Origin of the sequence: Arthrobacter silviterrae (assembly GCF_011045165.1) — a bacterium.
Taxonomy (GTDB): Bacteria; Actinomycetota; Actinomycetes; order Actinomycetales; family Micrococcaceae; genus Specibacter; species Specibacter silviterrae.
The window spans coordinates 1-26428 of the sequence record NZ_JAAKZI010000045.1 but is presented as its reverse complement, the minus strand read 5'-3'; the positions used below and the strand labels follow the sequence as shown (position 1 = coordinate 26428).

General features: G+C 66.2%; 24 protein-coding genes, 1 tRNA gene and 1 pseudogene. 9 read left to right on the top strand and 17 right to left on the bottom strand.

The window, feature by feature from the left end; all coding sequences use genetic code 11:
- A pseudogene (locus G6N77_RS17990) lies at positions 1-463 on the bottom strand (hypothetical protein); the annotation flags it as partial.
- Positions 464-605: 142 nt separating this feature from the next.
- Here G6N77_RS17990 and fdhD point away from each other — a divergent pair.
- Entirely contained in the window at positions 606-1442 is an 837-nt protein-coding gene (gene fdhD / locus G6N77_RS17985; protein WP_165183544.1) for a formate dehydrogenase accessory sulfurtransferase FdhD, read from the top strand.
- Between the two features lie 52 nt (positions 1443-1494).
- Here fdhD and G6N77_RS17980 read toward each other — a convergent pair whose 3' ends face one another.
- The 6 genes from G6N77_RS17980 to G6N77_RS17955 all read right to left on the bottom strand — a co-directional run bounded on the left by G6N77_RS17980 (position 1495) and on the right by G6N77_RS17955 (position 6860).
- Positions 1495-1863, bottom strand: a complete 369-nt coding sequence (locus G6N77_RS17980; RefSeq protein WP_165183543.1) for a hypothetical protein — start codon at positions 1861-1863, stop codon at positions 1495-1497.
- A 46-nt stretch (positions 1864-1909) separates the two neighbouring features.
- Positions 1910-3361: a PGAP1-like alpha/beta domain-containing protein gene (locus G6N77_RS17975; RefSeq protein WP_165183542.1), complete on the bottom strand. Its 1452-nt coding sequence runs from the start codon at positions 3359-3361 to the stop codon at positions 1910-1912.
- On the bottom strand, positions 3358-4248 hold the full coding sequence (locus tag G6N77_RS17970) for a hypothetical protein (RefSeq protein WP_165183541.1): 891 nt from the start codon (positions 4246-4248) through the stop codon (positions 3358-3360). Before G6N77_RS17970 ends, G6N77_RS17975 begins: the two co-directional genes overlap by 4 nt.
- A gap of 257 nt (positions 4249-4505) precedes the next feature.
- Positions 4506-5354, bottom strand: a complete 849-nt coding sequence (locus tag G6N77_RS17965) for an amino acid ABC transporter ATP-binding protein (protein WP_165183540.1) — start codon at positions 5352-5354, stop codon at positions 4506-4508.
- Positions 5341-5994, bottom strand: a complete 654-nt coding sequence (locus G6N77_RS17960; RefSeq protein WP_165183539.1) for an amino acid ABC transporter permease — start codon at positions 5992-5994, stop codon at positions 5341-5343. Before G6N77_RS17960 ends, G6N77_RS17965 begins: the two co-directional genes overlap by 14 nt.
- A gap of 35 nt (positions 5995-6029) precedes the next feature.
- A complete protein-coding gene (locus tag G6N77_RS17955; protein ID WP_165183538.1) occupies positions 6030-6860 on the bottom strand; it encodes an amino acid ABC transporter substrate-binding protein in 831 nt (276 codons plus the stop codon).
- A 309-nt stretch (positions 6861-7169) separates the two neighbouring features.
- On the opposite strand from G6N77_RS17955, the gene G6N77_RS17950 reads away from it, so the two are divergent.
- Positions 7170-9071, top strand: a complete 1902-nt coding sequence (locus tag G6N77_RS17950; protein WP_165183537.1) for an ABC transporter ATP-binding protein — start codon at positions 7170-7172, stop codon at positions 9069-9071.
- 55 nt (positions 9072-9126) lie between these two features.
- Here G6N77_RS17950 and G6N77_RS17945 read toward each other — a convergent pair whose 3' ends face one another.
- From G6N77_RS17945 to G6N77_RS17915, 7 genes are all read right to left on the bottom strand, one after another.
- Positions 9127-9534 carry an NUDIX hydrolase gene (locus G6N77_RS17945; RefSeq protein WP_165183536.1) on the bottom strand — a complete coding sequence of 136 codons (408 nt, stop codon included), beginning with the start codon at positions 9532-9534 and terminating at the stop codon, positions 9127-9129.
- 166 nt (positions 9535-9700) lie between these two features.
- Positions 9701-10036, bottom strand: a complete 336-nt coding sequence (locus G6N77_RS17940; protein ID WP_165183535.1) for a YnfA family protein — start codon at positions 10034-10036, stop codon at positions 9701-9703.
- A gap of 38 nt (positions 10037-10074) precedes the next feature.
- Entirely contained in the window at positions 10075-10794 is a 720-nt protein-coding gene (locus tag G6N77_RS20060; RefSeq protein ID WP_240902406.1) for a hypothetical protein, read from the bottom strand.
- Between the two features lie 75 nt (positions 10795-10869).
- Positions 10870-11367, bottom strand: coding sequence for a hypothetical protein (locus G6N77_RS17930; protein ID WP_165183534.1), 498 nt, complete (start codon positions 11365-11367; stop codon positions 10870-10872).
- Between the two features lie 491 nt (positions 11368-11858).
- On the bottom strand, positions 11859-12791 hold the full coding sequence (gene rarD / locus G6N77_RS17925) for an EamA family transporter RarD (RefSeq protein WP_205678402.1): 933 nt from the start codon (positions 12789-12791) through the stop codon (positions 11859-11861).
- Between the two features lie 67 nt (positions 12792-12858).
- Positions 12859-12930 (bottom strand) — tRNA-Arg (locus G6N77_RS17920).
- 86 nt (positions 12931-13016) lie between these two features.
- The gene (locus tag G6N77_RS17915; RefSeq protein ID WP_165183533.1) at positions 13017-13652 is read right to left on the bottom strand and encodes a hypothetical protein; all 636 of its coding nucleotides are present in this window, start codon (positions 13650-13652) and stop codon (positions 13017-13019) included.
- 49 nt (positions 13653-13701) lie between these two features.
- Here G6N77_RS17915 and G6N77_RS17910 point away from each other — a divergent pair, with 49 nt between their 5' ends.
- The 5 genes from G6N77_RS17910 to sucD all read left to right on the top strand — a co-directional run bounded on the left by G6N77_RS17910 (position 13702) and on the right by sucD (position 20247).
- Entirely contained in the window at positions 13702-14610 is a 909-nt protein-coding gene (locus tag G6N77_RS17910; protein WP_165183532.1) for an inositol monophosphatase family protein, read from the top strand.
- Positions 14611-14682: 72 nt separating this feature from the next.
- On the top strand, positions 14683-17199 hold the full coding sequence (pcrA, locus tag G6N77_RS17905) for a DNA helicase PcrA (RefSeq protein WP_240902405.1): 2517 nt from the start codon (positions 14683-14685) through the stop codon (positions 17197-17199).
- A gap of 41 nt (positions 17200-17240) precedes the next feature.
- Positions 17241-17975, top strand: a complete 735-nt coding sequence (locus G6N77_RS17900; RefSeq protein ID WP_165183531.1) for a hypothetical protein — start codon at positions 17241-17243, stop codon at positions 17973-17975.
- A gap of 185 nt (positions 17976-18160) precedes the next feature.
- Complete coding sequence (gene sucC / locus G6N77_RS17895) at positions 18161-19330, top strand: ADP-forming succinate--CoA ligase subunit beta (RefSeq protein WP_165183530.1); 1170 nt, start codon at positions 18161-18163, stop codon at positions 19328-19330.
- 14 nt (positions 19331-19344) lie between these two features.
- Positions 19345-20247, top strand: a complete 903-nt coding sequence (gene sucD / locus G6N77_RS17890; protein WP_165183529.1) for a succinate--CoA ligase subunit alpha — start codon at positions 19345-19347, stop codon at positions 20245-20247.
- Positions 20248-20312: 65 nt separating this feature from the next.
- On the opposite strand, the gene G6N77_RS17885 is transcribed toward sucD, so the two are convergent.
- The 3 genes from G6N77_RS17885 to G6N77_RS17875 form a co-directional block, all read right to left on the bottom strand.
- Positions 20313-20849, bottom strand: a complete 537-nt coding sequence (locus tag G6N77_RS17885; protein WP_165183528.1) for a hypothetical protein — start codon at positions 20847-20849, stop codon at positions 20313-20315.
- A gap of 70 nt (positions 20850-20919) precedes the next feature.
- A complete protein-coding gene (locus G6N77_RS17880; protein ID WP_165183527.1) occupies positions 20920-22428 on the bottom strand; it encodes an alkaline phosphatase in 1509 nt (502 codons plus the stop codon).
- A 363-nt stretch (positions 22429-22791) separates the two neighbouring features.
- The gene (locus G6N77_RS17875) at positions 22792-23973 is read right to left on the bottom strand and encodes a phytanoyl-CoA dioxygenase family protein (RefSeq protein ID WP_165183526.1); all 1182 of its coding nucleotides are present in this window, start codon (positions 23971-23973) and stop codon (positions 22792-22794) included.
- Between the two features lie 203 nt (positions 23974-24176).
- On the opposite strand from G6N77_RS17875, the gene G6N77_RS17870 reads away from it, so the two are divergent.
- Entirely contained in the window at positions 24177-25199 is a 1023-nt protein-coding gene (locus G6N77_RS17870; RefSeq protein ID WP_165183525.1) for a LacI family DNA-binding transcriptional regulator, read from the top strand.
- A gap of 175 nt (positions 25200-25374) precedes the next feature.
- Entirely contained in the window at positions 25375-26376 is a 1002-nt protein-coding gene (locus G6N77_RS17865) for a substrate-binding domain-containing protein (RefSeq protein ID WP_205678400.1), read from the top strand.
- The last annotated feature ends 52 nt before the right edge of the window (positions 26377-26428 follow it).

The window sequence follows — 26428 nt, the reverse complement described above, 5'->3', positions numbered from 1 at the left end:
CCGCTAGCGCCGTGAGTTCCTCGGCCAGCATGCCCAGGGCCTGCTCCCAGGAGACGGGCACATAGTGCTCGCTCCCCTCGGCCAGGAACATCGGCTCCGTCAGCCGGCCTTGCTGCCCCAGCCGGAAGTCGTCCCATTCCCGCAGTTCGCTGACGCTGTGTTCGGCAAAGAACGACGGCGGCACGCGCCTTTTCGTGGCTTCCTCGGCCACCGCCTTGGCCCCGTTTTCGCAAAACTCGGCCGCGTGGCGCGTCTCGCCCTCGGGCCAGGCGCAGCCGGGGCAGTCAAAGCCGTCCTTCTGGTTGATTCGCAGCAGGGTTTGGGCGGTGCGCAGCGGGCCCATCTGGTTCAGGGAGACCTCCATGGAGTGCAGGATGCCGGGGATGCCCACGGCCCTGTGCTTCACCGGGCCCACGGTGAGCTGCTGTTCGTCAATGTTTTCCTGTGGCAGCTTGCCCGCCATTTCTGCATCCCTCGTTGCCGGTGAAAAGTCGTTCCGGCCAGCCTATCCCTCCATGGCCGAATTCAGGCCTACCGGACGGCGCTGTGACTTTCCCGGGAACGATCTACCCTTGGAAGGAGGGGCACAGTCAATTGGAGGACCCATGGGACGCCTGATTCTTAGAGTAAAGGCAACAAAACTGGACATTGCAGGCCACCGGCGCGTGGTGCGCGAGGAGGCCCTCGCCGCAGAGGAACCTCTGGAGATTCGGCTGGGCCACGAACCGTTCACGGTGAGCATGCGCACGCCCGGGGACGACTTTGACCTGGTGGCGGGATTCCTGGTTTCCGAGGGGATCATTTATGAGCCCGATGAACTCATCTCCCTGCGGTTTTGTGCGGGCGAGGATGAGAACGGGCAGCAGACGTTCAACGTGGTGGAGGCCCAGTTGCGCCCGGACGTGGTCCTGCCATCATTGGCCGCGCAGCGCAATGTGACCACCACCAGTGCCTGCGGAATCTGCGGCACCGCCTCCATCGACGCAGTGCGGAAATCCTCGCATTACGCCATCACCGCCCCGGTGGACCAGCCGCTGGTCAAGGCGGAAGTGCTCGCATCGCTGCCGGGGATCCTGCGTGAACAGCAGAAACTGTTTGAAAAGACAGGCGGTGTGCATGCCGCAGGACTGTTTGCCCCGGATGGCGAGCTGTTGATCCTGCGCGAGGACGTGGGCCGCCACAACGCCGTCGACAAGGTGGTGGGTGCGGCGTTCCGGGAGCGCCAGCTGCCCCTGGCAAACACCATCCTGCAGGTTTCCGGGAGGGCGTCCTTCGAGCTCGTCCAAAAGGCCGCGATGGCGGGGGTGCCGCTGCTCGCGGCCGTGAGTGCGCCGTCGTCCCTGTCCGTGGAGCTGGCCCGGGAGTCCGGGGTGACGCTGGTGGGCTTTAGCCGCGGTGACACCTTGAACGTATACACGCATGGCGGGCGGATCGGCGACTGAAGCTAGCCCGCGGAGCCGGCCCATTCGATGAATTCAGGGACGGTGCGCTGAATCAATTGTTTGAACCGGCGTACTGGCGGATTTGGTCCACGCTGGGGGAGACGCTCATGCCGTACACTTCGGGTCCGATGCCGTCGTTCTCGGCACCGGAAGGGAAAACATAGAAGGCGACCGAAACCGAGCCGTCGACCGAAGCGGATGACTTCGCAAAGGCGCGCAGCGCTCCGTCCAGGATGGTTTTGAGATCGGCGCCGGAGTCTGCCGTGACCCGCACCCCCATGGTGGTGGTCATGCCTGCAGTGTTCTTGTATGTCGTTGTCGTCGCGACAACGCCGGGCACCTGGTTGATTGCGGCGTCGACGTCCTTGACCACTCCGGAGCTTCCACTGCAGGCGGCGAGGATTGCGGCGATGAGTCCCATGAGTAAAACGATACTAAATCTGCGTGTCATGATGGCCCGTCCCCTATCATTTCCGGCCCACGGGCACGTCTACAGCGGTGACCTTCGAAGGGTCGGCACTGAGAAACGGCCTCATGGACGGACTTTGTTCGTAGGCACCGACAGGCGGGTACTTGGACGTATTGGCCAGGTCTGACTGGTAGCTGCCGTTGGCGTGGTTGCTCCCAATGTCCCGGACATCCTGAATCAGGTTTCCAACGGGCGACGGCGCATAGTGGAGGATGTTCCCCAGGGTGTCCCGCGGCGGATCGTCCATGGTGACCAGCGTGACGTTGGGCTGCGGTCCCGGCATGCCGAGGTCTGCGCCCATGCCGCCCAGGTCAAGTTTCGGCACAATGTCGCCGTGGTGCTGGGCGCCGAGCACCTGGATGCCTGGTGCAATGGCGTCATTGTCGATGGGCGAGCCGGCCGTCAGGATATTCGTGACATTGAACTGTGAGGTGAAGGCGGGATCGGAGGCCAGCTGGCCGGCTATCATGCCTCCCTGGCTGTGCCCCACCATCATGACAGGTGCCCCGGGCGGGATCCCCGCCTTGTGCATGGCAAGGGCCACGTCCTGGCAGGCCGTAGTGGACTGGCCCGCCACGAGCATCAGGTTGCCGGTAAGGTCCCGGGCATTGCTGTTGCCATTGATGCCCCAGTTTTCCGTGCCGGGGATGTTGACGATGTAGGCGGATGAACCGTCGTCCTGTTTGATCTTGACAATACGGATGTCCCCGTCAGGGCTCACAGCTGTGCCATTCATGGCGTAGGCGTCGTCCACGCCCCCCAAGATTTCACTGAGGGAGCTGGGCAGGCGCACCCGCCGCTCGGAATTGTTGCCAACCGGCACGGGTTCGCCCACCTTGGGTGACCCGTCGTCGAACAGGTTCAGGTTGATGGTGCCGCCGCTCAGGCCGAGCACGCCTGCACTCAGGCCGGTGCCCGCCGCCAGTGCCAGCTGGGAAACCAGCCCGGCCATTGACGGCGGTTTTCCGGCAAGGGCGTCGGCACCCATCACGCCCAGGTGGTTCAGCTGGTCCAGGAAGTTCAGTCCCGACTTGGCGAAAGCTGCGCCCGGGCCCCGCTCGATGAGCCAGCCGACGCCGTTCTCAACCTCAGTGACAATGTGGCCGGCCCCTGTGGTGAGGTCGTCCCATAGGCCGTGGGCGCCGTCGAACAATTTGTCCAGCAGGCCCCCGCCCCCTTCCTCGGCGGCGCTGGCGCGTTCCTGCTCGGCAACATTGCGCAGCACCACGGAGGCGAGATCGCCCAGGGCCGAGGCGGTTTGCAGCATTTGGGCGCGCTGGCCGGGCCACTGCGCGCGGAAGCGCTGGCTGTCCGGCCCCTGCCAGCCCGTCCGGGCCACCGACTGGTTCAGCTGCGAACTGCTCTGTTCCAACCGGTGCGCGGAATCCTTGAGCAGCTTCACCAGGTCAAGGCAGTCCTTGGGGTCCAGGCCCAGCATCGTTTCGCTCATCGTGCCGCCTCCGCCCGGGCTGCACTGAGGACATCGTGCCCGCCCACCACGGCGAAAATCAGTTCGTGCGCAATGTGTCCGGCCGGAACTTCCGTAATCACGGCTTCCGTGGACGTCCCGTCGGGGCTCGTCCCATCCGGGGTGCCAGCCGTCCGTGTGCGGACGGAATACAAATGGCCATCCTTGGCGCTCCACATGCCCGCCCAAACGTGCGCCGGCCCGCCCTCGGGAGCGGCTGTGACGCTCAGCGTGACGTTGGCGTCCTCGCTGCGCACCAGGCCGTCTGCCGGTTCTGGCAGGGCGTTCAAGTCCGTGTCGGCGCCCAGCACGGCTGCCGGCGTCGAACCCAACGGGGCAGCCTTCGCGGGAGCGCGAACCGCATCAAGCGGCGGGAGCAGCCGCCGGAGGGCCGGCCACAGCTTGTCCTCGTCAAACAGCGTCACCTCCACCAGGTCCTCGCTGCCGGTCACCACGGTGCCGGCGCCCGTGGCTTCGGAAAGCTGGCGCTGGTGGACGGCAATGCCGCGGCCGCCCCGCAGCCCGATGGCGCTGGTGGTGCTGGTGCCCTGGTACGTTGCCCGGGCAGCCACGGTCAGGGGTGCGGCGAAGAGAAGTGCGACGGCGGCCAGCCACTCCCGCTGCACCTCGCCGGCCGCCGGGGAAAGTCCCAGCCCGGCGAGCTCGGCCCACGCCGCGGCGGCGGCTTCTTCGGTGAGCGGCACGGCTGCTTGTCCGTTGGACTGCCCTGCTTCCTGCCCCTTGGGCTGGTCCGTTGGCTGCGGCAGTTTCAGTGCCGTTTGCGCGGTTTCCGCCAGCAGCTGCCAGGCGGCGAGGCTGAGCTCGAGCCGGCGCAGAATTACTGGGCGCGGCGTGGCTGGATCGGTCATTTATTTCCCCCGGTGCAAGGTGTGATTGCCGTGGAAGCCGGCAATGCCATCAACTGAGTACCAAGCTACGCGACGGCGCGCCGGTCCGCGATGGGGTGCACTGCCCATCTGCCGGTGATTGAGCTTGTCGAAATCCTTGGTCTCGACGCGCCTGGTCTCGACGCGCTCGCAGGGCTCGCTGCTCGACCACCGGGTGTGGAGTCCGGGGCCTCGACGCGCTCGCAGAGCTCGCTGCTCGACCACCGGGACTGCCGGAACTAAATTTCGTGCAGCAGCCTGCGCACGAACGCCTGGGTGCGCTCCTCCTGCGGGTTGCGCAGCACCTGGCTGGCCGGGCCGCGCTCCACCACCACGCCGCCGGCCATGAACACCACCTCATCCGCGGTCTGCCGGGCGAAGGCGAGCTCGTGCGTGACAATCACCATGGTCCAGCCTTCCTCGGCGAGTTCCTTGATGACCTCCAGCACGTCATCCACCAGCTCAGGGTCCAGCGCGGACGTGGGCTCGTCGAAAAGCAGCAGCTGCGGCTTGAGCGCAAGGGCACGCACAATGCCCACGCGCTGTTGCTGCCCGCCGGACAGTTCAAAGGGGTGGGCGTCCTTCTTCTCCAGCAGCCCCACCCGGTCCAGCAGCTTTTCGGCCTCCGCCACCACCTCGGCACGGGGCCGCTTTTGCACGCGCACCGGCCCTTCAATGACGTTTTGCAACACCGTCAGGTGCGGGAAAAGGTTGTAGTGCTGGAACACCATGGCGCTGCGGTCGCGCAGCGCAGCAACCTCCCTGGGGGTCACCTTCGCCCCAAAGTCCAGCGTCAGCGCCGGCAGGACAGGCTCGACGCCGGTGCCCCCTTCGCTGCCCGGCCCGCCGGCCGCGCCTGCCGCACCATCCGCGGAGGTGCCGCGGGCACCCACGGTGACCGAACCGGCGTCGGGCGTCTCCAGGCCGTTGAGGGAGCGCAGAATGGTGGTCTTGCCGGAACCGGAGGGGCCGATGAGCGCCACCACCTTGCCGCGGGGGACGTCCAGGTCGATTCCGCGCAGCACCGTGTTGGCGCCAAAGGACTTGCTCAGGCCCCGGACCTGCAGGACGGGTTCAGTGGGCGACATAGCGGTCCAACCTCTTTTCCAGCTGGGTCTGCGCCGTGGACAGCACCAGGCAGATGACCCAGTAAATGAGTGCAGCCTCAAGGTAGAGCAGCATGAATTCCTGGCTGAACGCCGCCACCTGCTGGGCCACCCGGAACATCTCGGTGACCAGGATCAGGGATGCCAGCGAAGTGTCCTTGACCAGCGAAATGAAGGTGTTGGACAGCGGCGGGACGGACACGCGGGCGGCCTGCGGCAAGATGATGCGCAGCAGGGTCTGTCCGCGGGACATGCCGATCATGTGCCCGGCCTCCCACTGCCCCTGGGGGACGGAGAGGATCGCGGCGCGGATCACTTCCGCCGCATAGCCGCCCACATTGATCGAGAACGCGATGATGGCGCTGGGCCAGGGGTCCAGTTTCACGCCCACTGCCGGCAGCCCGTAGAAAATCACGAACAGCTGCACCAGCAGGGGCGTGCCGCGGATCACCGAGACGTAGAACCGGCCCACCCCGTTGGCGATCCGGCTGCGGCTGATCCGCAGCATGGCCACCAGGAGGGCCAGCACCAGCCCGATGGCAAAGGATGCCAACGCCAGCGGGATGGTGCCCTTGACGGCGCCCAGGAGCATTGGCCCGAGCGAACTCCAAAATAAGTCCATGGCTGAACCTTAGCGCCCGGGTGCTTTTCCGGGGCCTATTTGGAGACGTCCTGGCCGAAGTACTTTTCGCTCAGCTTGGTCAGCGTGCCATCCGCTGCGAGTTCCTTCAGGGCAGTGTTCACTGCCGCGTCCAGGGCCTTGGAGCCCTTGTGGAAGGCGAAGACGGAGTCCGAGGAATCCTTCGTGGTGGCCGCAATTTTCAGGCCGGAGTTCGGGTTCGTGACCTGGTAGTCGAGGAAGGTGAGCTTGTCATTGACGATCGCGTCGACGCGGCCGTCCTTGAGCAGCGACACGGACTGGGCCCAGCCTTCCACCGCCTGCACCGTGGCGCCGCTGTCCTTGGCGAGCGTGTACCAGTTGCTGGTCAGGGACTGCGCGGTGGACTTGCCCTTGAGGTCGGCGAAGGAGTTGATGGAGGTGTTGTCCGCCTTCGTGACAATGACGCCCTGGGACACGGTGTACGGCGTGGAGAGCTCGTACTTGGCCTGGCGTTCCGGGGTGGAGGTGACCTGGTTGGAGATGGCGTCAAAGCGCCTGGCTTCCAGGCCCGCGAAGATGGAGTCCCACTGGGTTTCCTCAAACTTCGCCTTCACGCCCAGCTTGGCGGCAACCGCCGTGGCCACCTCGACGTCGTAGCCCGTCAGGTCACCCGCGCCGCCCTGGTGGTAGCTGAACGGCTTGTAGGTCCCCTCCGTGGCAAACACGATCTGGCCTGCTGCCTTGACGCTGCTCAGGGACGTGTCGCCGCCGGAGGCGTTGGAGGACGAACCGCCAGTGCCGGCACCCGCGCCCGTGCCGCCGCACGCGGCAAGGGCGATCGATGCCGCTGCAAGCATGCCAACAAGTCCGAAAGTACGACGATTCATGGGGGGTCCCTAACTGTGAAAAAGTGCGAAGGCGCTGCGAAGTTCCGCACGCCGCCCGTCCTGTGACGCTACCACTGTGGAACGGCAAAGCAAGAGGTAATATTTCCGCAGGTTACGTCCCTTGGCGGAGCGTGATTTGACTCACGGGTTCCAGCTGCGCTAGGCACACCACCCCGGGGCGACGGTGCCCGCCCGGGCCGCGGCAGCCCGGCGTCGTGCCTGCAGCGGAATGGGCTGCCCGGAATTCCCCGGAGGCCGCGGGGCGATTAGGCTGGTAGCTTGCCCGCCAAGTATTAAGGAAGCACGCGAATGAGTATGGAAGGCGCCGCCTGGAGCTCGCTGTGGAGCACCATGCGCTCGGACAAGAGCAACAGCGGCATTTCGAAGGACACCTTCCGCCGGACGGTCAGCTTTGCCAAGCCGTACGGCCGCAAGCTGCTGGTGTTCGTGGTGCTGTCGGTGGTCTCGGCAGCGCTCGCCGTGGCCACGCCGGTGCTGGCCGGGAAGGTGGTTGACGCGATCGTGGCGAAGACCGCCGTGGACGTGGTGGTCAACCTGGCGCTGCTCATTGCGCTGGTGGCCGTGCTGGATGCGGGGCTGTCGCTGGTGATCCGCTGGATTTCCGCGAATCTGGGCGAGGGCGTCATCCTGGACCTGCGCACCGCCGTGTTTGATCACGTGCAGCGCATGCCCATTGCGTTCTTCACCCGAACCCGCACGGGCGCGCTGGTCAGCCGGCTGAACAATGACGTCATTGGTGCGCAGCAGGCATTTTCCGGCACGCTTTCAGGCATCGTCTCCAACTCCGTGCAGCTGGTGCTGACCCTGATTGTCATGCTGAACACGTCCTGGATCGTGACGCTGCTGGCCCTGGTCCTGTTGCCGATCTTCCTCATGCCCGCCCGCCGCTTTGGCCGCCGGCTGGCCGGGCTGCGCCGCGAAGCAGCGGACCTGAACGCGGACATGAGCACCCAGATGACGGAGCGCTTCTCCGCCCCGGGCGCCACCCTGGTCAAGCTCTTTGGCCGGCCCGCGGAGGAGTCGCGCGAATTCGCCTCCCGGGCCAGCCGGGTCCGCGACATCGGCGTGCGGACCGCCATCATGCAGTTCGTGTTCTTTACCGCGCTCATGCTGGTGTCCTCCCTGGCCCTGGCGCTGGTGTACGGCCTGGGCGGCACCCTGGCCATCGGCGGCTCTCTGAAGCCGGGCGACGTCGTCGTGTTGGCCCTGCTTTTGACCCGCCTTTATGCCCCGCTCACCGCCCTGGCCAACGCCCGCGTGGACATCATGAGCGCGCTGGTCTCCTTTGACCGCGTGTTTGAGATCCTCGATTTGAAGCCGTTGATTGCGGAGAAGCCCTCCGCGGTTTCGGTGCCGGCCGGGCCGCTGGCCATTGAATTTTCCGACGTGAAGTTCGCCTACCCCTCCGCCGACAAGGTTTCCCTGGCATCCCTGGAGGACGTGGCCGTGCTGGACACCCGCGGCGGCGAGCAGGTGCTCCACGGCATCTCCTTCCGCGCCGAACCCGGGCAGACTGTGGCGCTGGTCGGTTCCTCCGGTGCGGGGAAGTCCACCATTGCGCAGCTGCTTTCACGCCTGTACGACGTCGACTCCGGGTCGGTTTCCATTGGCGGCGTGGACGTGCGGGACCTGACCTTTGACGGGCTGCGCGCGGGCGTGGGCATGGTGACCCAGGACGGGCATCTGTTCCACGAATCCATCCGTTCGAACCTGCGCCTGGCCAAGCCGACGGCCACGGATGCCGAGCTGTGGGACGTGCTGAAGCGGGCGCGGCTTTCGGCATTTGCGGAAGCGCTGCCGGACGGCCTGGACACCGTGGTGGGGGAGCGCGGCTACCGGCTTTCAGGCGGTGAACGCCAGCGCCTGACCATTGCCCGGCTGCTGCTGGTCCAGCCTGCCGTGGTGATTTTGGATGAGGCGACGGCGGCCCTGGACTCCACGAACGAGGCCGCCGTGCAGGCTGCCCTGGGCGAGGCCTTGGAGGGCCGCACCGCGCTGGTTATTGCCCACCGGCTTTCCACCATCCGCTCCGCCGACGCCATCCTGGTGGTTGAGGCCGGGCAGATCGTGGAGCGGGGCACCCACGACGAGCTCATGGCCCGCGGGGGGCGTTACGCCGAGCTGCACGACACCCAGTTTGCCCAGGCAGTGGCGGCTGTTTCCGACGCGGCGGTGCCCGGAGAGGCCTGACGGGCTGGTTTCCGGTGGTCGAGCAGCGAGCTCTGCGAGCGCGTCGAGACCCGGGTCAGCGGCCCAGCCGGGGAAGGACGTACTCGGTGAGAAGCGGTGCGAGGTCGTCAAAGTTGCTGGCATCAGCCACGTCCATCCACCGCAACTCCGCGATTTCGGCAGCTGCTTCGATGCCGCTGGCGTCCCATGTCCCCGGCGCAGTGAAGACCGTGGCCTCAATGTCGGTATTGGATTCGTTGGCGGCGGTCCCTGTCCAAACGCCCATGAGTTCAAGGCTGGTGGCGTCTACACGGACACCGATTTCTTCGGCTAATTCACGCGAGCCGGCCTGCGCGGCGCTTTCGCCTGCCTCGGGCTTGCCGCCTGGGTGCATGAACTTGCTGGTGCCATGTTTGCGGACTGTCAGCAGGCGCCCGTTCAAATCGTAGAGGCAGACTGCAGACACCTTCAGCACATTGTTCATGACTTCGATCCTAGCCAAGGCCTCCCGCCGAACTGCCCACCCCACCTCCGCCGAACTGCCCACCCCGCCTCCCGCCGAGCGGGCATTTAACGGGCATGTTGCGCTGAAACATCCACGTTAAGTGCCCGTTCGGCCGGGGGCCCAGGGGGGGGAGGAGTGCGCGAATTCAAGCCGGGCGCGGGGCGAACATGATGATGGATACCCCAAAGAGGCAGACCAGCGCCCCGATGACGTCCCAGCGGTCGGGCGTGAATTTGTCGACGATCATGCCCCAGATCAGTGAACCGGTAATGAAGACCCCGCCGTACGCAGCGAGAACCCTGCCAAAGTTGGCGTCGGACTGCATCGCTGCAATGAAACCGTACGCGCCCAGGGCCACCACGCCCAACCCGGCCCACCACCATGCCTTGCCCTCCCGCACAGCCTGCCAGACCAGCCAGGCGCCGCCGATTTCAGCCACGGCGGCAAGGGCGAACAAGATAATGGTTCTGGCGATGCTCATGGCCCCATCATCCCTTGAAGGATGTGGGGACCGAAACTTCATTGAACCAGGCGCAACGGCCGGCTGCCGAGCTGAACCGTGATTTCCTGGCCCCACGACGCCATGATCCGGTCGTCCTCCATGCCGTCGCCAAAGATGACGAGCTGGTCCGAAGCGACCCTGATCCGCAGAGCTTGCCCGGAATCCAGCAAGCCTTCGGTCAGTGAAACTCCAGTAGCAGGCGACGGCCAGGCCTCGCGGACGAACCAGGCCAGCCGCGGATCGGAGAGTGCAGGAAGAGCCCGCCCTCCGCGCTCCAGGGCAATCGACGCACACCAGCCGGTGGCGCCCGTCCCGGTGGCGACAACCAGCCCGGAGGACGATTGGCTCTCAAGCCGCCCCTCCGGCGTCGTAAGTTCATGGCGGGCGGATTGGTGCGATGTATGCCCGACGAAGATTTCATTGAGGGCGCAGAGCTCCTGGCCGTCGTCGGGCCGGGCCGAAACCATTGTCAGTTCCTGGCAGCCCTGGGCGCCGGATGGCACGGCCAGCCAGCGGGCCCCGGCCGCTGAGGTACTTCGCGGGGCTGGCCACGAGTCCGTCTTGGCGGACGACGGCGACGCTGAGGCCGCCGGCTGGTATCCGGTCAGGGACGTTTTTGCCGGCGAGCACCGCCTGGCTTTCGGCCACTTGAAAATACCTGGCGACGCCGTGGAACGGGCCCGGTCAAAGCTTGAGTATTCGCCGCTGGGAGCAGCGTTTTGTGGGGAAGTGTTCACCTGGCGCAACTGCGTGCCGTCTCGAATCAGCCGCTCATGCGTCCAGGTGCTTCAATCTGATGCCGCCCCTGAAACTCAGAGGTCAAACCAGGGGACGGCATCGTGGTGCACGGTCCCAGAAGTGTCATCCGGCCGAATCTCCAGCTCAAAGGGCGGCTCGACGCCGGCGAGTTCCCGCACGGTGACCCGGAACAGGCCGGGCGCGCAGGGCATGCGCAGGCTGTTTCTGGGGTCGGCTGCCAGTTGGTCCTTAAATTGTGCCGCCGTGGAGAGCTGGAGGTAGCTGGTCAACCACAGGCCCGCATCGCCAACCCGGACAGTTCCTGACGCCTCACGGATGACCCGGCCACCGTCCCGCCGGCGAACAAGGGCAAACACCTCATCGGCCGCCTCATCACCCGGGCAGGCAATGAAGGCATTGCCCAAGTTCATCTGCTCGACGAAGTGGTCCGAAACTTGTGTCAAGGTCCAGTTGTCGGCCACGAAGCTGCTGTAGCTGTCGGGGCAGACCAAGGCAATAAAGCCGTCTTCGTCGATAGGGAAGAAGAGATTCATTTCCAGTGGGGTGTTCATGGTGAAAATACTAGCCATGGCGTGATGGAGGCCCGGCCCGGACAGTCCGGGTGTGCTCCCCCCGGACGCTCCATCACTTTCTGCTGTCTTTGTGCGGACGCTCTATCACCTTCTGAGCGGGGGCGCCCTCCGGGGTGTCCGGGCCGCCCGCTTGCGCTCAGCGATCTACCGCTTGCGCTCAGCCGCACTTCCGCTGGGGCAAAACTCAAGCCGGGTTCTGCCCCCGGTGCACCCGGGGCGCAACTCTGATTGGGTTTTGCCCCACAGCAAAGTCCGCAACCTATTTACCGGATCACCACATAAACCACCCCGGCCGGAAGACCCCGAAAGGGAGGTGATGGAGCGTCGGCCGGCAGACCACGAAAGGTGATGGAGCGTCGGCCGGGAGACCACGAAAGGTGATGGAGCGTCGGCCGGGAGACCACGAAAGGTGATGGAGCGTCGGCCGGGAGACCACGAAAGGTGATGGAGCGTCGGTGGGGGAGCGGCGGTCAGGGGGTGCTGCTGCGGCCGTCGAGGGCCAGGAACAGCAGCGCCGCCAGGATGGGCCCGTACGTCAAGAGGGCGGACCACCCCAGCGCCGCACCCAACAGCACGGAAACGCCCACCAGCAGCACCGGCTCCACGTAACCGAGCAGCCCAAACAATGAGAGCGGAAGCCACTTGCTGGCCAGCAGGTACAGCACCATGGCCACCCCGCCCAGCACCCCGATGGCCCAGACGGCCACGAGTCCGGAGGCCCAGGCCGATCGGCCGGGGAGGCCGGAGACCCCGTGAAGGCCGTGCGGCCCGCCAGCAATGGCAAGGACCCCAACGGGCAGCAGCACCACGAGTTCGGCGGCAAACGCACCAAGGTGGTCGAACCCGGCCTTGCGGCGCAACACAAAATAAACGGGATACCCCAGGCACACCACCAGGGTGGGCCACGCCAGGCCGCCGGACAGGGACTGGTGCAGCACACCTACGGCCGCGGCAGCTACGGCGAACTTCCGCAGGAGGCTCAGCCTGTCGCGGAAGAACAGCCTGCCCGACACCACCATTGTCAGCGGCAGCAGGAAGTACCCAAACGCCACGGAAAGCGCCATGCCGTTCAGCGGCGCCCACATGAAAAGCCACAGCTGCACGCCCACTATGGCGGCCGCGCAGGCGCCGGGAAGCAGCAGGACCGGGCGGCGGCGGACCCGCAGCAGCATGGACCGGATTTCCGCGCGCCCCCAGGCCACAAACGGCAGGACCAGCGCAAGCGTGGCCAGCGTCAGCACCACGCGCCAGCCAAAGATTTCCCCCGAGCCCCAGCCCGGCAGGGATCCGGCAATCAGAAAGATGACGGCGAAAAGAGCCGACGCCGTGACGGACGCGGCCACACCGCGCCCGGAACCGGCACCCGCAGCAGGCCCCGTGCCCGAACCCATGCCAGTGCCCATGAAGCAAACCTTGAATCGAAGCGAATGCCCCGGCCCGGCCGCCGACAGGTAGGGGAAATAAAAAAAGTGCCCCCGCCGGGGATCGAACCCGGATTTGCCCTTTAGGAGAGGGCCGTCTTATCCATTGGACTACAGAGGCGCGTCCTCCAGCCTAGCGGAATGCCTTATCAAGCAAAAAACCGCGCGGCCGAGAGACGAAAACGGAGACGAAAACAAAGGGAAACGTCAGGACGCGGGGGACTTCGGCGGCACCCGCCTGCGCCGGCGCCCCAGGAACAAGGCCACGCCAAGTCCGGCCAGGGACAGCACCAGCAGTGACCACGACGCAACCACCAGCACCGAGGCCAGGGTGACCAAACCGGCGTCGAGCTTGGCACCGCCCAGCATGTTGTCGATGGCCACATTGGCCCAGATCTGGATCCCGGCGAAGAGCACAGGAAAGGCCCACAGCACCCACCGGAGGGACTTTTTGGCCACGTTCATGGCGATCAGCGTCACGGCAGAGAGCCCAAAGACCAACGGGAACAGCATGCCGGCCGTCTTGTGGACAAACTGCAGCTGGCCCAGGGCGTCGGAATTCATGGCCGCGCGCAGTGCCTCAACATGGGCGCTGCCGAAGCCGAACACCATGGAATCGGGCATGGCCAGGCCGCCGGAAAGATCCGTCATTTGGATGAGCGTCAGCAGGTGGAAGTACCAAAAGAGGAACAGGCTTGCCACGGAGCCGGCAATCAGGATCAAATTGGCGTTGCCCTGTGCCTTCTGCGGTGAGCGGGCAGTGCTGGAATTGACCACGCCGGCGCGCGGGGGAGTTGCCTGCGGGCCGTACAGGGCGGCGCGCTGGGCAGGTGTTTTAGCCATGAACCCATTATGGCGCAGATCCGCGGACCCCACGGAATAGGCTGGGACCATGCCCACCACCATGCCCACCAACCTGGAACCCAGCCTGAACGACGCCGATCTCGCCGCAGCCCTGGTGCGCAACGCGGGTGCCCTGGCGCTGGCCATGCGGCAACGCGGCCTTGAGGAACTGCGCGGGACGGCGGCGGAAAAAACCAATGTTGCCGACGTCGTCACCGCCGCGGACCTGGCCGCGGAAAGCTACATATTTGAGCAGTTGCGCCACTGCCGTCCGGCCGACTCGATCGTCGGCGAGGAGGGCGCCGGATTCAGCGGGAACAGCGGCCGCAGCTGGGTCATCGACCCGGTTGACGGCACCTACAACTTTTACAGCGGCTCCTCCTACTGGTGCTCGGCCCTGGCGCTGGCCATATACGCGCACGACGGCGGCGCACCGGCAAGTGCCCCCGTCACCGGGGCGGTGGCCGGGTCCCCGCTGGGTGACGCGGACGTGCTGCTGGGCGCCATCTTTCAGCCGCAGGAGGACAGGCTGTGGCTGGGCGGGTCCGGGCAGCCGGCCACCTTGAATGGGGCGCCGATAGCCGTGGATTCGCGCCGCCACATTGGCCAGCTCTCCGCCGGCACGTACATCCACCCCAAATGGCTTGGCGAGCCCCAGGCAGGCACTCCATGGCAGCGGGCCGCCCAGCTGCCGGCAACCCTGCGCATGTTCGGATCCGGGTCCTGTGACCTGGGCCGCGTGGCGCAGGCGGAACTGGGCGTCTGGTTCCAGCACAGCTGCCCCGCTTGGGACTGGCTCCCCGGGAAGGGGATCGTGCGCGCGGCCGGCGGGGACACCGCCGTCGTGCCGGTCAACGGTCTGGACTGGTTTGTGGCCGGGCCGGCGGAGGGCGTCCGGGCCATTCGGGCAGCGCTGGAAAGCGGCAGTCTGGGGCCGGGCGGCCTGGAACGGGAGTAAATCAGGGCGTTGTCCACAGCGGCGGCCTGCCCGCCCCCGGTGTCGGCCCGGCGAACTAGACTTGATTCCACCATGGACATGTTGTTTGACCCTTACCCCCAAAAGCCCAAGCCAACCCCCGGCGCAGGTGCCGGGCTGCCCGCGTGGCAGCCCTTTGACCAGGAAGACCCCGGCTCGGACATGCCGGAGTTCACGGCTGCCGCGCCGGCCTGGGAACGCCACGAGACTGCACCGCAGCGGCGCTGGCCCGAGCCCGACGGACTGCTCGAGGGCATGAATCCCCAGCAGGAGGCCGCCGTGGTCCATGCCGGCGGGCCCCTGTTGATCGTCGCCGGGGCCGGTTCGGGCAAGACCCGCGTGCTCAGCCACCGCATCGCCTACCTGCTGGCCACCGGCCGGGCCCATCCCGGGGAAATCCTGGCCATCACGTTCACCAACAAGGCCGCGGCCGAGATGCGCGAACGCATCCACGCACTCATTGGCGACGCCGCCAAGTCCATGTGGATTTCCACCTTCCACTCCTCCTGCGTGCGAATTTTGCGCCGCGAGGCCAAGACCATCGGGCTGAACACCAATTTCTCCATCTACGACTCCGCCGATTCCCTCCGGCTGATCACCCTGGTGGCCAAGGGGCTGGACCTGGACCCGAAGAAGTTTGCGCCCAAGGCCATCATGCACAAGATTTCGGCGCTGAAAAATGAGCTCATCGACGACGATGAAAACTCCATGAACACCAACTTCAAGGACCCCTTCGCCGCCGCAGTGGCCGAGGTCTACAAGGGGTACACCCAGCGCCTGCGCCAGGCCAACGCCATGGACTTTGACGACCTCATTGCGCAGGTGGTGTACATGTTCCGGGCTTTCCCGGGCGTGGCGGAGTCCTACCGGCGGCGCTTCCGCCACGTGCTGGTGGACGAATACCAGGACACCAACCATGCCCAATATGCGCTGGTGAAGGAGGTCGTGGGGGTCCCGGACTCCACCGGGCTTGAACCCGCTGAGCTAACTGTGGTGGGCGATTCGGACCAGTCCATCTACGCCTTCCGCGGGGCGGACATCCGCAACATTGTGGAATTTGAAAAGGACTACCCCAACGCCGCCACCATCAAGCTGGAGCAAAACTACCGCTCCACGCAGAACATCCTCAGCGCCGCCAATGCGGTGATCTCACGCAACCCCAACCGCCGGGAAAAGCGGTTGTGGACGGCGGAGGGCGACGGCGAAAAGATCATCGGCTACGTGGCTGAATCCGAACACGAGGAAGCACGCTTCATTGCGCAGGAGATCGACCGCCTGCAGGATGAAACCGACCTCCGGCCGGGGGATGTGGCCATCTTCTACCGCACCAACGCCCAGTCGCGCGCCATTGAGGACATCCTGGTCCGAGTTGGCCTGCCCTACCGGGTGGTGGGTGGCACCCGCTTCTACGAACGCAAGGAAATCAAGGACGCGCTCGCCTACCTGCGTGCCCTGGTCAACCCGGACGACGACGTCAATCTGCGCAGGATTCTCAACGAGCCCAAGCGCGGCATCGGCGACAGGGCCGAAGGCGCAGTCGCGGCCCTGGCCGAGCGGGAACGGATCTCCTTCTCCGCAGCCCTGGCCCGGGCGGGGGAGGCCCCCGGCATTGCCTCCCGCTCACTCAACGCAGTGAACGCCTTTGCCAAAATGATGGCCGATTTGGGCGAAGTGGCTGCCACGGCCGGGCCCGCCACCTCCCTGGAGGCCGTGCTGGAGCAGTCCGGCTACCTGGCGGCACTGCGTTCCTCAACGGACACCCAGGATGAATCGCGCGTGGAGAACCTGGCCGAGCTGGTCGCGGTCGTGCGGGAGTTTGAGAAGGACAACCCGGAGGGAACTTTGGGGGCGTTCCTGGAGCAGGTGTCCCTGGTGGCGGACGCCGACCAGATCCCGGACGCGCCGGGTGGTTCCGAGGCGGAGGCCGCGGCAGCCGTGGCGGAGGCCAAGAGGCTCGGCGTGGTCACGCTGATGACGCTGCACACGGCCAAGGGGCTCGAATTCCCGGTGGTGTTCCTGACCGGCATGGAGCACGGGCTGTTCCCGCATGCCCGCTCCGCCACGGACCCGAAGGAACTCGCCGAAGAACGGCGCCTGGCCTATGTGGGTCTCACCAGGGCCCGGGAGCGGCTCTACCTGACGCGCTCCGAGATGCGCAGCCTGTGGGGGCAGAGCCAGTTCAACCCGGCCAGCCAGTTCATCGAGGAGGTTCCGGCGGAGCTGATTGAGTGGAAGCGCGAGGGGACATCCCGCGTGGCGCCAGTTGCCGGGGGCTTTGGCAGCAGCCGCTACTCGGGCTCCTCCTGGGGTGCCGGGACTGCCGTGGGCGGCCGGGACACGGGGCAGCTGCCGCCGAGCATTTCAGCCCGCGCCGCCGCCGGCCGCGTCCAGCCGCAAAAGGAAGTCATCTCCGTCACGGTGGGGGACAGGGTCAACCACACCTCGTTCGGCGAAGGCTCCGTGGTGGCAGTGCAGGGCGCCGGGGACAAGACTGTCGCCACGGTGCTGTTCAGCATCGGCGAAAAACGGCTCCTGCTCCGGTATGCGCCGCTGACGAAGGTGGAATCCTGAGCGGCGCAGGCGCCGGCCGCACGCGGCCATCGGGGCGATTCGTGGCACGCGCCCGGGTCCGGGCAGCCACGCCTGCCGCGCTGCTGGGCGCCTTCATGTGCCTGGCCTTGTCCGGCTGCATCAGCATTCCCACTGGATCGCCCACCACGGCTGCTGTTGCGCCATCCGGGCCGCACAGCTACCTTGACCGGCTCAAGGCAACGCCCGTGGCCAAGCCCACGGACACCGCAGCGGCCGCGGAGCTGCCCCAGTTTGTGACGGAATCGCGCAATGTGGCGTGTGTTTTTACGTCCTCCCGCAACGGAAACCTGAACCAGCCATGGGAACCCAACAACTTCTCCGACAGCGCCAACGCCGCCAGCCCCCTCATTCCCGTGGTGAATTGCGAACTGGCCAACTACCCGGAACCCGCCCAGGCTGACGTGCAGGACACCTGCGCCGGCACGTTCAAGGGCTACCTCGGGGGAACCGCGCTCCTGGCCCCGGACAAGGTCAGCTACGGTAGTTGCCGCGCCGGGGTGACGGCCGTTGAGGCTGCCTTCAGCCCGGCGGGCACCGTCAGCGACGCCATGGCCCAGCTCCCCGTCTTGGCCGACGGCGCCGCCATGGAAGCGCAGGGCTACCGCTGTGCCCCCATGGACGACGGCGTAGCCTGCGCGAATCTGTCCAGCGGGCTGGGCTTCTTTGTTGCCGCCGAAAAATACAGCTTGTTTGGCCCCGGCCACGCAGCTGCCACGGCTGCACCGCCCAAGCCAACCACCGCACCGGCGGGCTGAGGCACCCGGCCCGGGCTCCGGCGTCGTGCCTGGAACAAGCGCGCAGCGGTGATATGTGAGCGGAATAACCGCGATAGGCGGTGGTGCCATGAACAAATATGTGCTTGCGCGGCAAGGCGGTAGTGTGTGAACGGGGTTTCGATCCCTTTAAAGATCACTACTTCGACGTAGAAGGACACAAACCCGTGGACCTGTTTGAATACCAGGCGCGCGACATGTTTGAGGCTCACGGCGTTCCCGTGTTGGCCGGCATCGTGGCGCACACCCCTGAAGAAGCAAAGGCAGCAGCCGAAAAAATTGGCGGCGTGACCGTCGTCAAGGCGCAGGTGAAGGTCGGTGGCCGCGGCAAGGCCGGCGGCGTCAAGGTAGCCAAGACCGCTGACGAGGCGTTCGAGCACGCTTCAGCCATTCTCGGCATGGACATCAAGGGCCACACCGTCAACACGGTCATGATCGCCCAGGGTGCCGACATCGCCGAGGAGTTCTACTTCTCGGTGCTGCTGGACCGCGCCAACCGCAACTACCTTGCCATGTGCTCGGTGGAAGGCGGCATGGAGATCGAGGAACTGGCCGTGGAGCGTCCCGAGGCCCTGGCCCGCGTGGCCGTTGACCCCGCCGTCGGCATCGATGCAGCCAAGGCTGACGAAATTGTCGCCACTGCCGGCTTCCCCGCCGAAATCGCCCCGAAGGTGGCCGCCGCCATCCTGAAGCTGTGGGACGTCTTCAAGAAGGAAGACGCCACCCTGGTAGAGGTCAACCCGCTGGTCCGCACCGGAGCCGGCGACATTGTGGCCCTGGACGGCAAGGTCTCGATCGACGAGAACGCCGACTTCCGCAACCCGCACCACGCCGAGCTGGAAGACGCCGCCTCGGCCGACCCGCTCGAGGCCAAGGCCAAGGCCGCCGGCCTGAACTACGTCAAGCTCGACGGCGAAGTTGGCGTCATCGGCAACGGCGCCGGCCTGGTCATGTCCACGCTGGACGTTGTGGCCTACGCAGGCGAAAACCACGGCGGCGTCAAGCCCGCCAACTTCCTGGACATTGGCGGTGGAGCCTCCGCCGAGGTCATGGCCAACGGCCTGGACGTCATCCTCAACGACCCCCAGGTCAAGAGCGTTTTTGTGAACGTCTTCGGCGGCATCACCGCCTGCGACGCTGTTGCCAAGGGCATTGTCGGCGCACTCGCCGAGCTGGGCTCCGCCGCCAATAAGCCGCTGGTGGTCCGCCTCGACGGCAACAACGTTGAAGAGGGCCGCCGCATCCTCAACGACGCCAACCACCCGCTGGTCACCCTGGCCGCCACGATGGACGAGGGCGCCGACAAGGCCGCCGAACTCGCCCACGCTGCAAAGTAGAGGTTTAGAAACTTATGTCTATCTTCTTGAACAAAGATTCAAAGGTCATCGTCCAGGGCATCACCGGCGGCGAAGGCACCAAGCACACCGCACTGATGCTCAAGGCCGGCACCCAGGTTGTGGGCGGCGTGAACGCACGCAAGGCCGGCACCACCGTGGTCCACGGCGCCGTCGAGCTGCCCGTGTACGGCACCGTGAAGGAAGCCGTTGCCGAGACCGGCGCCGACGTCTCGATTGTGTTCGTCCCCCCGGCGTTCACCAAGGACGCCGTGGTTGAGGCCATCGAGGCCTCCGTGCCGCTGGTGGTTGTCATCACCGAAGGCGTGCCCGTGCAGGATTCCGCCGAGTTCTGGGCCCTGGCCCAGTCCAAGGTTGACGCCGACGGCAAGCAGGTCACCCGGATCATCGGGCCGAACTGCCCCGGCATCATCACCCCCGGCGAGGCGCTGGTCGGCATCACGCCGAACAACATCACCGGCAAGGGCCCCATCGGCCTGGTCTCCAAGTCCGGCACGCTGACCTACCAAATGATGTACGAACTGCGCGACCTGGGCTTCTCCTCCGCGATCGGCATCGGTGGCGACCCCGTCATCGGCACCACCCACATCGACGCCCTGGCTGCGTTCGAGGCGGACCCGGAGACCAAGGCCATCGTGATGATCGGCGAGATCGGCGGCGATGCTGAAGAGCGCGCAGCCGAGTACATCAAGGCCCATGTCACCAAGCCGGTTGTCGGCTACGTTGCAGGCTTCACCGCACCCGAGGGCAAGACCATGGGCCACGCAGGCGCCATTGTCTCCGGCTCCGCGGGCACGGCCCAGGCCAAGAAGGAAGCCCTCGAGGCTGCCGGCGTCAAGGTCGGCAAGACGCCGTCCGAGACTGCTTCGCTGCTGCGCGAGGTTTACGCGGCGCTGTAGTTGTTCCGCACGCAAAAGCGCGGCCGCTGCACCGGTTTTCGGTGCGGCGGCCGCGCTTTTTTGCGCTATTCGTTGACCAGCACGGGCACGCCGACGGCGGCGGACACGGTCTTGTCTGCCAGGTCCTTCGGCACCCTGACGCTGAATTCCTCGGTTTCGCTGGGCGGTCCCGAGTGGGCGTGGCCGTCCGCACCCGCATGGTGGACGAACCGGCCCGTGCCCAGCAGTGTGCGGTCCTTGTCGTAAAAGCCGGCAACGACCTCCAGTTCAAGCAGGTCGCTGACATCGCTGGTGACGGTGATGGTTCCCGTGACGGCGCCGTCCTTCAAGGCGGGCCGGTCCAGTTTGAAGCGGTTGTCAAAGGGGCCGGAGGCTTGCACCACTGTGCCCGGCTTCGGCCTTGCCTGCTTGAGGCTGGCGAGTGTTGGTTCGCCGGCGGCGGCAGGCAGTCCGGGGAAGGAGGTTTGCACTACCACCGCTGCCTGGGCGCCGTGCCCTGCGGTGGTCCCTGTGGTCTCTGTGGTCCCCGAGCACGCAGAGGTGCCGAGCAGGGCTGCGGCCAGGGCGCCCGCGGCCAGGATGGAACGGATGGGCAGTTTCATGGAAATTCCTCAAAATGGCGGTGGGGCCTGCGGGCCGGCCGCAGGCCCCACCAACTGGGTTGGGCGTGGGCTACTTCGTCAGGCCTATGGCCTTGGTGACCAGGCCGAAGAGGTCGGTGTTGTCCACCGTGCCCTGCAGCTTTTCCGAGCCGGCTCCATAGGAGTAGACCGGCACGTCGGCGCCGGTGTGGTTGCCGGACAGGTAGGTCAGCCACAGGCTGGCGTCGGGTGAGCCGTCCTTGATGGCGGCGCCGTCGTCCGGGGTGCGGAACGTGGCCGGGGCAAAGTTCTTCGGATCCGCGGAACCGGCACCGTTGACAATGCCGGTGGAGCGGGTGGAGTCCTTGACGTTGCCGCTGGCCCGGCTGGGTTTGGAGTTGTTTGCGGTGTTGCCGCCATCCACGTTTGTGGGCGGTGCGGCGGCCTCGGCGTTGGTGTAGCTGCCCTTTTCAATGATGTTGAAGCCGGCGCATTCGTGGTCGGCCGTGACAATCACCAGGGTGTGGCCGTCCTTCTTCGCGAAGTCCAGGGCGACCTTGACGGCGTCGTCGAACGCCTTGATCTCCTCCAGCGTCTGGGAGGCGTCATTGGCGTGGGAGCGCTTGTCGATGAGCGCGCCCTCAACCTGGAGGTAGAAGCCCTTGCTGCCCTTGTTCTTGGTGCTGAGCAGGCTGATGGCCTTGTTTGTCATGTCGGCCACGGTGGGTTCCTGTGCCGCGGCCGAGGACGGGTTGTCCTGCTTGGTCTTTTCCACCGTCAGGTTGCCGGAGTTGAACAGGCCAAACACCTTCTGGCCCTGTGCCGCGGCGAGGTCCGTCTTGGTGGCCGCGATTTGCGTGGCGGGGGAGCTGATCACGCTGTAGCCCTGCGCTTTGAGGGCGGTTTCATCGGCTGCGTCGAAGCGGCTCAGCCCGCCGCCGAGGATCACGTCTGCCGTGCCGTTGCGGGCAATCTGCTTGGCGATCGGGGTGACGCGAACGTCGCTGGTGGGGAGTGCGGAGCCCGTCACCTGCGTGTCCTGGCAGGAGGACGCGGAGTAGACCGGGCCCTGGCAGCCGCGGGCCAGAGCATGGCTCATTTGGGCGGCCGGCGTGGCGTCGGTGATTTCAGCCGTGGAGACGTTTCCTGTGCGGTAGCCGGCCTGCTTGGCCATTTCCATGGCGGTGGGAACCAGCGTGCCCTTGGCATCCACCCCGAGCGCCGCGTTGTAGGTCTTGACGCCTGAGGCCCACGCGGTTGCCGCGGAGGCGGAGTCCGTGACCAGGTTCGGTGCGAAGTCGGCGCTGCCGGGCTGGCCGGACTTCTTCTGCACGGCGTAGGTGCTGACGTAGCCGTGCGCGGGCAGGGTTTCCATGTTCAGCTTGCCCGCGGCCCCGTAAAAGCGCTCCCGGCCGGCGGTGACGTGGGTGCGCCCCATGCCGTCGCCCAGCAGGTAGATGACATTCTTGATTTCCCCGTTGTTGCCGCTGCCGCCGTCGTTCCCCGGTGCGGCCTGCGCCGCAGTGACGCCACCCAACAAGGCGGCCCCCAAGGCCAGGACGACTGATGTGGCGGCAAACGCAGTGTTTTTGCGCTGCATTGATTGCTCCTGAAAAGTATCGAGTGATTCGGTCTTCTTCTTTTGGCTGGCGCGTTGAGCGCCGCCACCAGACTAGGAGCGCGTGGATGTCACCTCGTTGCCGCAGGGTTAACCAGCACTGGCCGCCGGGTGAATTCACGGGGTGGGGCGTGCTTTGGCCGGGGGGATGCAGAAATGGACCATTGAGGCTGATAATTCAGGCTCAATGGTCCATTTCGGCATCCCCGGCTGGTTCCTCCGGTGAGGCACGACGGCGGCGCCTCCTGCGCGCGCAGGCGCGGGACCGCCGTCGTGGGTGAAAATGCGGCCAAACAGCCGGGCGAAGGAGCCCCGGCCGTACAGTTGGCGCGGGGGAAGCAGCCGTCAGTGTGCCAGGCTGCGGCGGCGGGTGGCAGCGGCGTCGAGCCCGGCCGCAAAATCAGCCGGTGGAAGGCCCGATTCCAGCGCCCGCCACACGAATTGGGCCTGCGTTTCCGGGGCGAGGCCGCCAATCGGCTGGTCCAGGTCCAGGTTGGTCGGGAAACCGTAGCCCTCGGCGGACGCGGCAATGACATTTCGCAAGGACCGCTCCGGGGTGCCGGCGGATTTGAGCGCGGATAGTACGGGGTAGAGGGCAAGGCACATGGCCGTGCGGTCCACCGTCTCCATGGCCCGGCCAAACGCGGAGGAAACCTGGAGCAGGTTGGCCATGCGGTGGATATCCGCAGACACGTTGTGGCCGGCGCCGTGGAACAGGGCCGGGTTGAAAAACGCGGCGTCGCCCTTGGCCAGCGGCAGTTGGACACGGTTCGCCTCAAAATAGGCAGTGAACTCGGGGCGGTGAAATGCCAGGTAGCCGGCCCGGTACTTGTGGGAATGCGGCAGGTAAAGTGTGGGGCCGGATTCCAGCGGCATGTCGCAATGGGCCACGGCGCCCTGCAGCGTCAGCGCCGGGGTGAGCTGGTGGGCATGTGCCGGATACCGGGCGGCCTCCGCGGCGGACATGAAGCCCAGGTGGTAGTCGCGGTGGGCCGTTTGTGCCGCGCCGCCGGGGTTGACCACATTGACCTGCGATGTTACCTGGTAGTTCGGCCCCAGCCAGGCTTCCGAAACCACGGCGAGGATGTCATTGGCGTAGTACTCGGCAAAGGTGTCCGGATGGGCCAGCGCCAGCTTGTCCAGCGCCCCCCAGACCCTGTCGTTGGCGCCCGGCTTGGCAAAGTGGTCGCCGCCGCCGGCCCCCGCAGCCTTCTGGGCGGCGATGAGCTGGCGGAAGGAATCCGTGGCGCGGTCCACAACGCCCGTGTCCGGGAACGCACCCTTGAACACGACAATCCCCGGACCCGTGGTGAGCGCCCGGATGAGCTCAGCCTGCACATCGGCCCGCCCGGCCGGCTCCGCCACGCGGCCGTGGAGGCCCGGGCCGTAGATCACGACGTTGCCTTCGACGGCGTCGGCGTGGGGGTAGTCCTCGAGCCGGGTGGTCTCACCGACAACGGCGGCGAAGTCGTCCAGGCTGCAATCGGAGTCGCTGAGCCACTCCTGGCCGGTGCGGGTAGTGGTCATGGGATTGTCCTCTTTCGGGTGGGTGGAACAGGGTGAGGTGCGGGCGGCGGAGCCAGTCACGTACAGGAACTTGATTCCAGCATGGCGGCTCCCGGCACCTTCGGGCAAGGCATGAATCCATCAAAAAACCATCAGAACTACCTCAGTGCTGGTCCACGCGGTGGCATGATGGGAGCATCACTCCATCCGCGCAAGGGGACATCATGGCCCATCAATTTACCGTCCGGGAGATCGCCCGCCAGGCCGGTGTCAGTGACGCCACGGTGGACAGGGTGATTCATGGACGTCCCGGCGTGCGCCGCAGCACCGAGGACCAGGTTCGCCAGGCCGTCCGCGAGCTGGAGGGGCAGCGCGCCCAGCTGGCCCTTTCCGGGCGGCACTTCATGATCGACGTGGTGGTGGATGCGCCGGTGCGGTTCCATGAGGCTGTGCGCCAGGCGCTGGAGGCCGAGCTGCCGTTTCTGCGCCCGGCCGTGTTCCGGGCCCGGTTCCAACTGCACGAGAGGTGGAATGCGGCGGACTGCGTCCGGGGACTGGAACGGATAGCTCGCCGCGGCAGCCATGGCGTGATCCTCAAGGCGCCCGACCTGCCGGAAATCGCGGCGGCCGTGGACGCCGTCGCCGCCCGGAGGATACCCGTGGTGACCCTGGTGACGGACCTTCCGGCCAGTGCCCGCCTCGCCTATGTGGGCATGGACAACCGCTCCGCCGGATCCACGGCCGCCTACCTGATGAGCCAGTGGATGCGGGGGCGGCCGGGCACTGTGGCTGTGGCCGTCAGCAGCGACTTCTTCCGGGGCGAGGAGGAGCGGGAAATGGGCTTCCGCGCCACCATGCGGGCCCTTGACCCCGGCCGCGCGGTGGCCTACCTGCCCGGCAGCGATGGACTGGACGCGACGGCCGAGGCAATCTTTGCCCGTGCGCTGGCCGGTGACCCGCTCCTTTCGGCCGTCTACTCCGTTGGCGGCGGCAATGCCGGAATCGCGGCCGCGTTCGACGGCGCCGGCCGTGAGCTGCAGGCCTTCATCGGCCACGACATCAACGCCGACAATGCCGCCCTGCTGCGCGCCGGCCGCCTCCATGCCGTGCTGCACCATGAACTGCGGGCCGACGTGCAGCGCTGCGCACGGATCTTCATGCAGGCGCACGGTGCGCTGCCCGGGCAGGGCGGGGTCACGCCGTCGCCCTTCAGCGTGGCCACGCCCTTTAACATTCCCTCCGGATGACCGCGGCATGTGACCCATAACAATCACGTTTGGGTCACATCTTTACGTAAAAACATCCTAATGTCAGGACAAAGTCTTGACTTTAGTGATGGGCGTCACGATGATCTATGTAGCGGAGTTTAAGGACCGGGCAATGATGCTCCGGACGAAGTCGCAATTTGTAAGGAGACTGCAAATGAAGAAGTATTCCTGGCGGAAGCTGGCGGTAGTTGCCACTGTGGTTCCCATGCTCGCACTGAGCGCCTGTTCGAGCACCGGCGGCCGGCCCGCCGAGACCGCCGGCAGCGGAGGCGGCGGGCAGGTTGCCACCACGCCGAACATCAAGATTGCCCTGATCACCCACGCGGCCCCCGGCGACACTTTCTGGGACATTGTCCGCAAGGGTGCCCAGGAGGCGGCGACCAAGGACAACGTCACCCTGCTCTACACTTCCGATCCCGACGGCGGACGGCAGGCCCAGCTGGTCCAGCAGGCCATCGACCAGAAAGTGGCCGGCATCGCCGTGACACTGGCCAAGCCCGACGCACTCAAGGATGTGCTGAAGAAGGCTGAGGCAGCCGGGATTCCCGTGGTCAGCCTCAACTCCGGGGAGGACGTGTTCAAGAGCGTCGGCGCCTTCACCCACTTTGGCTCGGATGAAAACATTGCCGGTGCCGCCGTCGGAACCCGGCTTGCCGCCGACGGCGTGAAGCACCCCATCTGCGTGATCCAGGAACAGGGCAATGTGGCCCTCGAGGCCCGCTGCGCCGGTGTCAAGACGAAGGTTCCCGGCACGGAAATCCTGTACGTGCAGGGCACCGACATGACCCAGGTCTCCTCCACCGTCACGGCGAAGCTGCAGTCCACCCCGAGCGCCGATGCCATCATCGGGCTGGGTGCGCCCTTCACCGCCACCATCGTCAAGGCCGTGGCGTCGCTGAGCCTGACAGGCAAGATCAAAATTGCCTCCTTCGACCTCAGCGGTGAGCTCATCCAGTCGATCATCGACGGCAAGGTGGAGTTCACGGTGGACCAGCAGCCCTGGCTCCAGGGCTACGACTCCATCGACGCGCTGTGGCAGTACAACCGCGGCGGCTTCAAGGTGGGCGGCGGGCTCCCCGTGCTGACCGGCCCCGCCATCATCGACAAGACCAACGCCCCCGCCGTCCTCACCTACGCCAAGCAAGGCATCCGCTAGGGATGCCTTGCTTCCGGGCCCGCGGGGCGTGTCCCCGCGGGCCCGGGCAAGA